Genomic DNA, 12,674 nt, shown 5'->3' with positions numbered 1-12,674 from the left:
TCCGGCCACCCGGAGGGGCGCACAGACGGGTGCCAGGAGGCCCGCGCGGGCGACGGTCGTGGCGACCGCGGCCGCCGCCCTGGTGGCCGCGCTGCTCGCCCTCGCGGCGGCCCCGGCCGCGGCGGACGCCACCGGCCGCGCCCAATCGGCGGACGTCCCCGCCGCCGCGACCACCGCAGCCGCCACCACCGCCGAGGACGTCCCCGCTGCCGACAGCCGGACCGACGTCGCCGGCACCGAGCGCGCCGCACCCACCGCCGCACCCACCGCGACCCCCACGCCGCCCCCCGGCCTGCCGCAGTCCGGGCTGTCCCCGGCCCCGACCCCCTCCCCCGCGCCCTCGGACCCGCCGACGTCCGCTCCCGCGGTCGACCCGACCATCGCCGACCCCGGGGACGTCACGAGCGCCACCGGGCGGTTCTCGGGCACCGCGACGCCCGGACACGGCGTCCGCGTGATGGACCCCGCCGTCGCGAGCCGCTCGGTCTGCACGGCGACGGCGGACGCGAACGGCGCGTGGTCGTGCCTCGGCCGGGTCCGCACCGGTCCGCACCAGGTGTTCACCGTCCAGGACACCTCCGACCCCGCGCGGCACACGGCCGACGCCCCCGCCGCCGACGTCGTCGTCCCCCCGACGATCCGCCCCGACGGCCCGACCGCGGGCAACGTGTCCGGCACCGGCGACGCGGGCATGACGGTCACGGTGTCGGTCACGGGGAGCGCCGCGCAGGGATCCGCCACCGACCGCACCGCCGTGGTGGGCCCGGACGGGCGCTGGATCGTCTCCTGGTCGACCGGCGCCTCCCCGCGGCCGGACGGCACCGTGTCGATGACCGCCACGCAGACGGCCAGCACCGCCCTCGGCTTCAGGTCCGATCTCCGGAGCGCGGCGTCACAGCCGGTCGCGGTCACGATCGACCGGACGGCGCCGGACGCGCCGCGCGTCACCGACCCGCGCGCCGGGTCGCGCGTGACGTCGCAGCCGCTGACGATCCGCGGGCAGGGTGAGCCCGGCGCGACGCTGACCGCCTACGTCGACCGTGCGCCGGTGTGCGGCGCGACGGTGCGGCAGGACGGCTCGTGGTCGTGCACCGCCGAGCGCACGACCCTCACACCGGGTCGGCACAGCGTGAGCGCGCTGCAGCACGACGCCGCTGGCAACCACTCGCGGCCCTCGGACCCCGTGCCGGTCACGGTGTCGGCGACGGCGACGAGCACACCCGGGTCCGCGTCACCGACACCGGGCAGCGGCGCGACGGGTGGCGCGTCCGGCACCGGCATGCCCGGCCCGGGCGGTGCGAGCGGCAGCGGGACGCCTGGCACCGGCGCACCCGGCAGCGGGACGGACGGCACCGGGACCGGTGGCAGCGGTGCGGACGGCGGAGCGTCGGGAACGACCGGGTTCCCCGGCGGCCGCGACTGGTCCGGGCCCGCCGGCGACTGGTCGGCCGCCACCGCCTTCGACCAGACCGTGCCGACGATCCAGTCCTCGTTCTCCTGGCGCACGCTGGTCGTCGCCGTGGCCGTCGTCGCGGGTTTCCTGCTCCTGGTGGCCGGCCCCGCCCGGCTCGTCGCACGGTCCCTCCGCGGTCGGACACCGTTCCGCCTCGGCTCGGTCACCGGGCGCAACCGTCCCCGTGGTGAACGCAGCAGAGGCGACGACGCCCTGCCGTCGTGGGCCTCCGTCGCGCTCGCGGTGCCCCTCGCCGCCCTGCTGACCCTGCTCGGCGTCGGTGTCGAGCTCGAGGCCCGCTACGTCCGCCTCGCGATCGCGGTCCTCGTCGGAGCCGCCGTGCTGGCCGCAGCGGTCGTGCTCGCGACCCGGTGGGCGGCCGGGGCCGATCGGCACACCGTGCGGTTCCGGGTCTCGCCGTGGCTCGTCCTCGCCGCGCTCGTGGCCTGCGGCGTGACGCGTTCGGCCGACCTCTCGCCGGCCCTGGTGGTCGGGGCGCTCATCGTGCCGGCGGGACGTGTCGACGTGGACACCGCGGCGATGCGCCTCGGCAGCGACGTCGCCGCGTGCGCTCGCAGCGCCACCTGGCGGTCGCTCGCACTGCTCGTCGTCGCCGTCGCCGGGTGGGTCCTGCACAGCCTCACGCCGGGGAGCGGGTTCTGGGTGTCGCTCGCCTCCGAGTTCGCGATCACGCTCTGCGTCGGTGGGCTCGGATCGCTCGTCGTCACGCTGCTGCCCCTGACGCGGTCCGCCGGCAGCGCCCTCTGGTCGCACTCCCGCGTCCGCTACGCGTCGATCGCAGCCGTCGGCGTCGCCCTCGCCGCCGCGGTCTACTCGGGCTCCGCGGGGACGCACCTGCCGCCCGTCGCGGTCGGTGTCGCAGCGGTCGCGTGCGCCGCGACCGCGGTGGCCGCGTGGCTCTGGGTGCGGGTGGCGGGCCGGGACGCGCGCGCCTGAGCCGAGCCGAGCCTCCCGTCCGGTGCTCCGGTCTGGAGGCCCGCCCCGCCCCCGCCGACGCTGTCCGGTCCGCGACGGCGTGCGTCGGAGCGCGCGGCGCGCGTCCGCCGGATCGGCTCGCCGATTACGCTGACGAGCGGTGCGTCGGAGCACCGCACGAGCACATGGGAGCACTGATGACGGAGACCCGATCCGACTACGACCCGACCCGTTTCCGCGAGGTCTTCGAGGGCAGCTACACGTACGCGAACGGCTTCGCCCGCAACACGCACCGCTTCGCGAACCGCCCCGCGCTCCGCGACCCGGACGGCGACCGGTCGTGGACCTACGCGGAACTCGGCGCGGTCGTCGACCGGGTCGGCGGCTGGCTGGTCCGTCACGGCGTCGGTCGGGGGTCGGTCGTGATGGTCGAGCTGTTCAACTCCCCGGAGTTCGCGATGCTGTACCTGGCGTGCCACCGGATCGGCGCGGTGTTCTCCCCGACGAACTTCCGGCTCGCCCCGGACGAGGTCGCGTTCATCGTGGACGACTCCGCTCCGGTCGTGCTCGTCCACGACACGGACCGCACCACCGAGGTCGCCGCGGCGCTCGCCTCCGCGACGCACGCTCCCGCGCACGTCGTCGCGGTCGGGGACGGGCCCGGCGTCGACGGTGCGCTGCCCTTCGCCGACCTGACCGCCGCCGACGCCGTCACCGCCGCCGAGCTGGCCGTGTCCGAGCCGCGGAGCACGTACGACGAGACCACGCGCCTGTACACGTCCGGCACGACCGGTCGGCCGAAGCCGGTGCCGCTGCCGAGCCTGGTGGAGGTCCTCAGCGCGCACGACGTGATCATGCACTTCCCGCTGAGCCCGTTCGACAAGACACTCAACATGTCCCCGCTGTTCCACCGCGGCGGCCTGTACTCCGGCGGCCCGAACCCGGTGTTCTACGTCGGCGCCGAGCTCACCACGCTCCGGCACTTCGACGCCGAGCGGGTGCTCGACCTGGTCGAGTCGGAACAGCTGACGTTCCTCATCGGTGCGCCGCCGAACCTCGTGGCCCTCGCCAATGCCCAGGAACGTCGACCGCGTGACCTGTCGTCGCTGCACGGCATCGTCACGATGGGCGCACCGCTCGACCGGGCCGCGGCACTCCGGTACCAGGAGCTCCTCACGCCGCGCATCTTCAACGGCTACGGCACGACCGAGACGTTCTGGAACACGTTCCTGCGGCCGGAGGACCTGCCGGACGGCGCCGGGTCCACCGGCCGCGCCTCCACCGACGACGACGTCGCCGTGGTCCGGGTGTACGCGGACGAGCTCGCGGACCCGACGGACACCGTCGCGAAGGACGGCTCCGAGATCGGCGAGTTCGCCGTCCGCACCGTGAAGTCCGGCTACTCGTACCGCAACCCGGGGCTCGAGGCGGAGAAGTTCGCGAACGGCTGGTTCTACCCCGGCGACCTCGCGACCTGGGACGAGCACGAGCGGGTCACGATCGTCGGGCGCAAGGACGACATGATCATCTCCGGCGGCGAGAACGTGCACCCCGTGCAGGTCGAGGCGGTCCTACAGGAGCACCCGGGCGTCGCGGACTCGATCGTGACCGGGGTCCCCGACGAGCGCTGGGGCGAGGTCGTCACCGCCTACGTCGTCCGCGCCGAGGGCGGCCTGCCGGAGTCGGAAGCAGAGGCTGCTGCCGCGCTCGAGGAGTGGACCGGCGCGCACCCGGGCCTCGCCCGCTACAAGCGGCCGCGGCGCTACCGCTTCGTCACCGAGCTCCCGTACAACGCGACCGGCAAGAAGGTGCACTACCTGGCGAAGGCGACCGCCGCCGAGGACGACCAGGCGGGGCGGCTCCTCGAGCCGTAACCACTGCGGGCCGGACGTGGGACCGCCGGACGGGAGGCACGGGTCGGGCCCGGCCCCAGCCTCCCGTCCGGTGCCGGCCGCGTTGCGCCGCTGGTCAGTGTGTCGGGCCCGTCAGTGTGTCGGGCCCGTCAATGCGACGCGCCGGTCAGTGCGACGCGCCGGTCAGTGCGTCGGGGCGTTCCGCGCGAACAGGCCGGGCAGGAGGCCGCCGATCTTCGTCCCGACGCACAGGCTGACGAAGGTCGCCAGCGGCGTCGCGAGGGACTCCGGGTCGAAGGTGGCGACCGCGACGAGCCCGACCGTGCCCGGCACGAGCAGCAGGAACGCCGGCAGGAACGACACCGTGGCGGGGATGACCGGCACCAGCCGCTCGAGGAGCCGCGTCGCGACGAACAGCACCGCCGCCGCGATGCCCGTGCCGACGACGCTCCCCACCAGCGGCGCGAGCCCGGACACCAGCGCGTAGGCACCGATCATGACGACGATCGAGGCCACGGTGAGTCGCCAGCCGGCACCGAAGACCAGTCCGATCCCCACCGCGAGCACGGCCACCGCGACCCACGACACCCAGTAGGCGGGCACCGCCTCCCAGCCGCCGCGGTCGGTGCCGACGCCGGCGACCTCGCCGACGAGCGCGGCCGACCTCGGGTCGACCCGCAGTCCGGTCAGGGCGCTGCCGGACGCGATGCCCGCCGCCATGAAGCCGAGCATGATGAGCCCCTGCATGAGCCGGGCGGAGCCGGTGACGATGTCCGCCGCGGTCAGCTCGAGGAGCGCGTTCGTGATGAGCGCGCCGGGGACGAACACCGCGACGGGCGCGCACACGGCGTAGAGCGGCACGTGGTCGAACCCGGTGGACGCGGCGACGAGGCCGACGACGGCGGTGGAGACGAAGGCGGCGAGGAACGGCACGACGGCGACGGCCTCGCGGAAGCGACGGAGCAGCAGCCCGATGACGCCGACGACCGCGCCGACGCCGAGCACCACGAGGACCGCCCACCACGGGCAGCGGAACACGACGGCGAGACCCGCGGCGGTGAGGGCGTTGCCGAGCACCCACGGCAGCGGGGCCGGAGGTCTGGTGCCCGCACGGATCGCCCGGACGCGCGCGGGGATCTCGGCGAGGGCGATCGAGCCGCTCTCGAGGCCGAGGACCAGGCGGTTCGCCCGCGCGGCCTGCCGGAAGGACAGTTCGATGCCCTCGGCGTTGACGATCGTCGCGGAACCCGTGGCGGTCTCGCTCACGATGACGAGCGCCGGCAGCACGCCGACGGCGAGGTCCGGTCCGATGCCGGCGGCCTCCCGGGCCTTCTCGAGCGCCGACCGGACGTCCGTCACCGAGCTCCCGGCGTCGAGCAGCAGGGCCCCGAGGGTCCCGAGCAGCATGCCGACCGGGACGGTCTCGCCGTCGACGGTCTCGACGTGCGACTCCGGCTGCCGGAGGACGCCTCGGAGGTTCGCGAGCGCACTGCCGAATCCCACCACCGGAGCATGCTAACGGTCGGACAGCCGGTCGTCGTGCGCGGTGGTGCTCGGCGGTGCTCGACCGTGTTGCTCGTGCGCGGGCGCGCTCGTGGTTCGCGGCGGGGCCCGGTGTCAGTGCTCGGTCTGCACCGCGCGGGTGCGCCAGCGGATCTCGTTCGTGAACCCGTCCGTCTCGGGGTGGAGTTCGTCGTCCGGCGCCGACTGCACGAGGACGCCGATCGCCGGGGCGAGCATGAGGCTCGCCGTCGTCGCCATCCCCCACCGGTCGACAGTGGGGACGTGCACGGTGTCGGCGAGCCCGGCCTGCGCCAGTGCCGCTGCGTACTCGAGCACGGCGTACGCCGCGTCGTCCGTGGTCAGGACGGAGGCCAATCCGTAGATGATGTGCTTCACGGTCGGGGACCTCCGGGCCCTCCAATCGCCACAGAACGGGGGACGACCTCCGCCCGAACGGTACGCGCCTCCCACGGTGTGCGCTCAGGTTCGCCCCTTAGGTTCCATGCAACCGCATTCGCGGGAACTCTGAGTACGGCCGAAGGGCTGTTCCTGATGGAAGCAGCCTCCATGCCGTCTTCATCGACCCTCTACCGCCCCACCACCCCCCGGGTCGCCGGTGCCGCGACGCCGACCTCGACGTACAAGGACCTCCTCGAGGAGGTCCGCGCAGCCGGGCTCCTCGAGCGCCGCGTCGGGTTCTACTGGGCCGTCTTCGGCTCGCTCGTCGCCCTGGTCGCCGTGTGCTTCGTCGCCGTCGCGATGCTCGGTGGCTCCTGGTTCCAGCTCATCCCGGCCGCTGTGCTCGGTGCGCTCTTCACGCAGTTCGCGTTCCTGTCGCACGAGGCGGCGCACCGCCAGGTGTTCGCCTCGCGGAAGTGGAACGACAACGCCGGCCGCATCCTCGGCACCTTCATCGTCGGCCTGTCCTACACGTGGTGGATGAACAAGCACAACCGCCACCACGGCAACCCGAACACCATCGGCAAGGACCCCGACATCGCGCAGGACACCGTGTCCTTCATCGAGGAGGACGCCGCCGAGCGGAAGGGTCTGCTCCGCGCCCTCACCCGCGTGCAGGGCTGGGCGTTCTTCCCGCTGCTGACGATGGAGGGTGCGAACCTGCACTTCCTGGGCGTCAAGGCGCTCGTCACCGGCCAGCACATCAAGGGCTCCGGTCGTGACCGCGTGATCGAGGGCATCCTGCTCGTCGCGCGCTTCGGCCTGTACTTCTGGGCAGTGTTCGCGTTCATGCCGTTCCCCGTCGCCGCCGCCTTCATCGGTGTGCAGATGGCCGTCTTCGGGGTGATGATGGGCGGCTCGTTCGCCCCGAACCACAAGGGCATGCCGATCATCGCCGAGGGTGCCCGCATCGACTTCCTCTCCCGCCAGGTGCGCACGTCGCGCAACATCACCGGCGGGCTCTGGGCAGACCACCTCTTCGGCGGCCTGAACCACCAGGCGGAGCACCACCTGTTCCCGAGCATGGCGCGCCCGAACCTGCGTCTGGCGAAGCCGATGGTGAAGGCGCACTGCGCCAAGCACGGCATCCCCTACACGGAGGCCAGCATCGGCAAGTCCTACGCGATCGTGGTGGCGTACCTGAACCGCGTCGGGCTCGCAGCTCGCGATCCGTTCACCTGCCCGATGGTCGCCTCGTACCGACTGCACTGAGCACGGTCCGTCCCCGGACGACGAAGCGGCGCGGCCCCTCGGGGTTGCGCCGCTTCGTCGTGCGGGGGGGGTGTTCGGGGGCGCGGCGGCGGGCGGTGGCGGGGCCTGCGCCGCACGGTGCGCCGTTCGCGGCTGGTGCGGCGTTGGCCGCCCCGCACGGAGCGCCGTTCGCGGCTGGTGCGGCGTTGGCCGCCCCGTGCCCCGCTACAGCCCCGCACCACGCGGCTGAACCGGCACCGGGCCACGCGGCGGCACCGGACGGTGCGCCGCTCGCGGCGTCCGGCCCGCCCCGCACCGTGCGCCGTTCGCGACTGGTTCGGCGTTGGCCGCCCCGTGCCCCGCTACAACACCGCACAACGCGGCCAAACCCGCACCGGGCCATGCGGCGGCACCATCACCGGACGGGAGGCTCGCCCCGCGACGCACGCAGCGCCTCCCGTCCGCCGCACCGTGCGCCGTTCGCCGCCGCGCCCCCCGCGCCGCACGGTGCGCCGTTCGCGGCTGGTGCGGCCTTGGCCGCCCCGTGCCCCGCTACAACCCCGCACCACGCGCCTGAACCGGCACCGAACTAGGCGGCGGCGCACCGGACGGGAGGCGCGCCCCGCGACGCGCGCAGCGCCTCCCGTCCGCCGCACGGTGCGCCGTTCGCCGCGGCCGCCCGCCCCGCACGGTGCGCCGTTCGCGGCTGGTGCGGCCGTGGCCGCCCCGTGCCCCGCTACAACCCCGCACCACGCGCCTGAACCGGCACCGGGCCGGGCGACCGCGGCGGCACCACCGGACGTGAGGCTCGCCCCGCACGGTGCGCCGTTCGCGGATGGTGCGGCAATGGCCGACTGGTGCGGCGCCACAACCCCGCACCACGCCGCCGAACCCGCACCAGGCCGCCACCGCGCCGCGCACCCCGCGCCAGTACCCCCGGTGGGACTCGAACCCACAACTCAGCGATTTTAAGTCGCGTGCCTCTACCGATTGGGCCACGGGGGCGGGCCGGACCAGCCTACCGACGACGACGGCGGCCACCCGGAAGGGCGGCCGCCGTCGTGCTGCGGAGCGAGAGGACTACTTCGAGTCGGCCTTCACCGGCTCGGCGTCCTTCGAGACGTCCGCGGCCGGCTCGCCGTAGACCGGACCGGCGGCACCGGCGGCCTTGCCCTCCTCGGGCGACGGCGCCACGGCCTTCGGCTCCTCGGACGCGGCCGGCTTCGGGCGCGATGCCCACGCCTCGAACGCCGCACGAGGGGTCTCGCGGTCGTCGAGCGACGCGATGTCACGGCCCAGGAAGAAGCCGCCCACCCAGTCGCCGATGACGCGCCACTTGCGCTCCCACGACGGCATCGCCATGCCGTGGTACCCGCGGTGCGCGCCCCACGCGAGGAAGCCCTTCATCGCGAACTTGCCCGACTGGAAGACTCCGATGCCGACGCCGAGGCCCGCGACGGCGCCGAGGTTGTCGTGCTTGTAGTCGACCGCGGCCTCGTTGCGCATCGTGGCGACGAGGTTCTTCGCCAGCCGCTTGGCCTGACGGACGGCGTGCTGCGCGTTCGGGACACACATGCCGCCGACACCGCCACCCGTGAGGTCCGGGACGGCTGCGACGTCACCGCAGGCCCAAGCGTCGGCGACGACCTCGTCCTCGTTCACGACGCGGAGGTCGGGCTGCACGGTGATGCGGCCGCGGGGCTCGAGCGGGAAGTCGGTGCCCTTGACCATCGGGTTCGCCATGACGCCGGCGGTCCAGATGATGAGGTCGGACTCGATGGTCTCGATCGACTCGTCCTTGGCCTTGAGCTGGCACACGCCACCGACCGCCGACGCGAGCTGCGTCTCGAGGTGCACCGTGGCCCCGCGCTGTGCGAGGTTCTGCAGCACCCAGTGCGAGGTCTCGAGCGACACCTCGGGCATGATGCGCCCCATCGCCTCGACCAGGTGGAAGTGCGTGTCGTCGAAGGACAGCTCCGGGTAGCTCTTCAGCAGGTCGGAGACGAAGGAACGGAGCTCCGCGAACACCTCGATGCCGGCGAAGCCGCCACCGACGACGACGACGGTGAGCAGGCGGTCGCGCTCGGGGCCGGCCGGGAGGTTCGACGCCTTCGCGAAGTTCGTGAGGATCTTGTCGCGGATCGCCGCGGCCTCCTCGATGGTCTTCAGACCGATCGCCTCGTCGGCGACGCCCGGGATCGGGAACGTGCGCGAGACGGCACCGGCGGTCATCACGATCTGGTCGTAGGTCTCTTCCCACGCGTCACCGACGGCCGGGGTGATCGTCGCGGTCTTCGTCGCGTGGTCGACCTTCGTGACCTTGGCCGTGACGACCCGGGTCTTCTTGAGGTGCCGACGGTGGGAGACGATCGCGTGGCGCGGCTCGATGGAGCCGGCGGCGACCTCGGGGAGGAACGGCTGGTACGTCATGTACGGCAGCGGGTCCACCATCACGACATCGGCTTCGCCCGGGCGAAGGTGCTTCTCGAGCTTCCAGGCGGTGTAGAAGCCGGCGTAACCGCCGCCGACGACGAGGATCTTGGGCACGGGGGATGATCTCCTTGGAGTGGGGGTGGTAGCCGAACGGCTGGTCAGAGTTCGCCGCCACCCGCCCCGACTCCGGCGTCTGCTCCTTCATCATACGCCCGGCATGTGCACCGGTCGGGCGACCAGTCCACGCGCTCGAGCGCGAGGTCGCCGATGGGGTTGACGCCGGGTCCGGCGGCGAGTGTGTGACCGACGAGGGCGTGCAGGCACTTCACGCGGGTGGGCATCCCACCGGCGCTGATGCCGTCGATCTCGTCGACGTGCTCGATGGACTCGCGGTCTGCGAGGTAGGCCTCGTGGGCCGCGCGGTAGCGTTCGGCGACGTCGGGGTCGTCGAGCAGTGCGGCGAGCTCCGGCATGACCTGGTTCGCCTCGAGGGTGCTGATGGCGGCGGTGGCCGCCGGGTCGCACAGGTAGTACAGCGTGGGGAACGGGGTGCCGTTCGACAGTCGCGGCTTCGTGGCGACCACCGTCGGGTTCCCGCAGACGCACCGTGCGGCGATGCCGATCACGTCCCGAGCGGGGCGGCCGAGCTGGGCCGAGACCACCTGGATGTCGCGGTCGGTCGGCGGGTCGAACGGAGGGGTCGTCACGGGTACAAGAGGCTACCGGAGTTCCGCGGTCGCCCGCACCGGTGTGACGACCACGACGGCCGCGGTGTCACTTCGCGGCGGAGCCGGTCCCCGACACGTCCGGCGCGACGAGCTCCTGCTCGGTCTTGTCGGTCAGACCCGACTGCAGCACGGACGACAGCATCGCCTGCACCCAGTCGACCTTCGGGGTCTGCACCTTCGCGCTCACCGGGGTGCCGGAGTCCGTCTTCGGCGTGGCCTGCGCGGTGGAGGACCCCTCCCCCATCACGAGGAAGCTCTGCTCGCCCGGGTAGACGTAGAGCAGCCGGTCACGTGCCTGCGCCTCGATGTACGCGGGGTCGTCCCAGCGCGCGACGTCCTTCTTCTTCTGCGCGACGTCGGCCTTCTGCTCGGCCACCTGGTGCTGCTTCTGCGAGATCTGCTCCTGCTGCTGGATGAGGGTCCGCAGGGACGGCGCGAGCACCACCACGAAGAGGACGATGATCGCGAGCATGAGGAGGCTGAATCCGGAGAACCGGAGCGAGCGGTACCACGGCTGCTCGGCACGGGCGCCGTCAGGCATCGCCACGGGGACGCGGCGGACGCGGGGCTTCTCGCTGGGCACGACACGACGATAACCCGGGGCCGTGCGCGTCGGACGCCGCCGCGCTGCGGTTCGGGACCCTCTCAGCGAGCGAGGGGAACGCAGGACGCGCCCCGGGCCTCCTGGACGGGAGGCTCGGGGCGCGTCACCGGAACCGGTCAGGCCCCGCAGGTGGTGCGGTTCAGAGCGATGCGGAGCGCGGGAACGCGCTCCGGCCGGCGTAGACCGCGGCGTCGCCGAGCTCTTCCTCGATGCGGAGGAGCTGGTTGTACTTCGCGACGCGGTCCGAACGGGCCGGAGCGCCGGTCTTGATCTGGCCGCCGTCGACCGCCACCGCGATGTCGGCGATGGTGGTGTCCTCGGTCTCGCCGGAGCGGTGCGAGAGGATCGCGGTCATGCCGTGGCGCTGCGCGAGCGAGACGGCGTCGAGGGTCTCGGTGAGCGTGCCGATCTGGTTCACCTTGACCAGGATCGAGTTGCCGGCCTTCTCGTCGATGCCGCGCTGCAGCCGCTTCGGGTTCGTGACGAAGAGGTCGTCGCCGACGATCTGGAGCTTGTCGCCGAGCTCGGCGGTCAGGTGGGTCCAGCCCTCCCAGTCGTCCTCGGCCAGCGGGTCCTCGATCGTGGCGAGCGGGTAGTCGCGGGCCAGGTCGACGAAGTACTGCGTGAACTCCTGGCTCGAGAGCTGCTTGCCCTCGAACGCGTACTTGCCCTCGGCGAAGAACTCGGTCGACGCGACGTCGAGCCCCAGCGCGATGTCCTTGCCCGGGGTGAACCCGGCCTTCTCGATGGCGGCGAGCAGGAAGTCCAGCGCTGCGCGGTTCGACGCGAGCTCCGGCGCGAAGCCGCCCTCGTCGCCGAGGCCGGTCGCGAGGCCCTGCTTCTTCAGCTCGCCCTTGAGGGCATGGTAGGTCTCGACACCCCAGCGGAGGGCCTCCGAGAAGCTCTCGGCACCGTAGGGCACCAGGAAGAACTCCTGGATGTCGACGTTGGTGTCGGCGTGCGCGCCACCGTTGACGACGTTCATCAGCGGGACGGGCAGCGTGTGCGCGTTCGGGCCGCCGAGGTAGCGGAAGAGCGGCAGGTCGGCCGAGTCGGCGGCCGCGCGGGCGGTGGCGAGCGATGCACCGAGGATGGCGTTCGCGCCGAGGCGGGACTTGTTCTCCGTGCCGTCGAGCTCGATGAGCGCGGCGTCGACCAGGCGCTGGTCGGTGGCGTCGAAGCCCTCGAGCGCCGGACCGATCTCGTCGAGGACGGCTTCGACGGCCTTGAGCACGCCCTTGCCGCCGTAGCGGGCCTTGTCCCCGTCGCGCAGCTCGTACGCTTCGAAGGCGCCGGTGGAGGCGCCGGACGGGACGAGCGCTCGCGAGACGACGCCGTCGTCGAGGAGGACCTCGACCTCGACCGTCGGGTTGCCTCGGGAATCGAGGACTTCGCGTGCTCCTACGGCATCGATCACGGCCACGGGGTACTCCCTACACGTTGCGGTTGTGGTTCTTGCGGGATCGATCCTACCGACGCCCGCGTCCACGTTCCGCGCGCCGGGATGAACCGGT

The 12,674-nt window shown here is 73.1% G+C and carries 9 protein-coding genes and 1 tRNA gene; 3 read left to right on the top strand and 7 right to left on the bottom strand.

What is annotated here, in order from left to right:
* Positions 1–58: 58 nt before the first annotated feature.
* The gene (locus FS641_RS17610; protein WP_144766236.1) at positions 59–2,410 is read left to right on the top strand and encodes an Ig-like domain-containing protein; all 2,352 of its coding nucleotides are present in this window, start codon (positions 59–61) and stop codon (positions 2,408–2,410) included.
* Between the two features lie 176 nt (positions 2,411–2,586).
* Positions 2,587–4,263: a class I adenylate-forming enzyme family protein gene (locus tag FS641_RS17605; RefSeq protein ID WP_144766234.1), complete on the top strand. Its 1,677-nt coding sequence runs from the start codon at positions 2,587–2,589 to the stop codon at positions 4,261–4,263.
* A gap of 162 nt (positions 4,264–4,425) precedes the next feature.
* Here FS641_RS17605 and FS641_RS17600 read toward each other — a convergent pair whose 3' ends face one another.
* Together FS641_RS17600 and FS641_RS17595 are read right to left on the bottom strand one after the other, a co-directional pair.
* On the bottom strand, positions 4,426–5,748 hold the full coding sequence (locus tag FS641_RS17600; RefSeq protein ID WP_186317835.1) for a threonine/serine exporter family protein: 1,323 nt from the start codon (positions 5,746–5,748) through the stop codon (positions 4,426–4,428).
* A gap of 111 nt (positions 5,749–5,859) precedes the next feature.
* Positions 5,860–6,141, bottom strand: coding sequence for a hypothetical protein (locus tag FS641_RS17595; protein WP_144766232.1), 282 nt, complete (start codon positions 6,139–6,141; stop codon positions 5,860–5,862).
* Positions 6,142–6,312: 171 nt separating this feature from the next.
* Here FS641_RS17595 and FS641_RS17590 point away from each other — a divergent pair, with 171 nt between their 5' ends.
* Entirely contained in the window at positions 6,313–7,416 is a 1,104-nt protein-coding gene (locus tag FS641_RS17590) for an acyl-CoA desaturase (protein ID WP_260855918.1), read from the top strand.
* Between the two features lie 910 nt (positions 7,417–8,326).
* Here the strand turns inward: FS641_RS17590 and FS641_RS17585 are convergent.
* From FS641_RS17585 to eno, 5 genes are all read right to left on the bottom strand, one after another.
* Positions 8,327–8,400 (bottom strand) — tRNA-Leu (locus FS641_RS17585).
* Between the two features lie 75 nt (positions 8,401–8,475).
* Complete coding sequence (locus FS641_RS17580) at positions 8,476–9,942, bottom strand: NAD(P)/FAD-dependent oxidoreductase (RefSeq protein ID WP_144766228.1); 1,467 nt, start codon at positions 9,940–9,942, stop codon at positions 8,476–8,478.
* Between the two features lie 44 nt (positions 9,943–9,986).
* Positions 9,987–10,535: a DUF501 domain-containing protein gene (locus tag FS641_RS17575; RefSeq protein WP_144766227.1), complete on the bottom strand. Its 549-nt coding sequence runs from the start codon at positions 10,533–10,535 to the stop codon at positions 9,987–9,989.
* A gap of 67 nt (positions 10,536–10,602) precedes the next feature.
* Entirely contained in the window at positions 10,603–11,139 is a 537-nt protein-coding gene (locus FS641_RS17570; protein WP_144766226.1) for a septum formation initiator family protein, read from the bottom strand.
* Positions 11,140–11,299: 160 nt separating this feature from the next.
* On the bottom strand, positions 11,300–12,583 hold the full coding sequence (gene eno / locus FS641_RS17565; RefSeq protein WP_144766225.1) for a phosphopyruvate hydratase: 1,284 nt from the start codon (positions 12,581–12,583) through the stop codon (positions 11,300–11,302).
* Positions 12,584–12,674: the final 91 nt, after the last annotated feature.

Origin of the sequence: Curtobacterium sp. 9128 (assembly GCF_007673775.1) — a bacterium.
In the GTDB taxonomy this organism is placed as follows: Bacteria; Actinomycetota; Actinomycetes; order Actinomycetales; family Microbacteriaceae; genus Curtobacterium.
The sequence above is the reverse complement of the archived record's forward strand: the minus strand, read 5'-3'. Positions and strand labels throughout refer to the sequence as shown.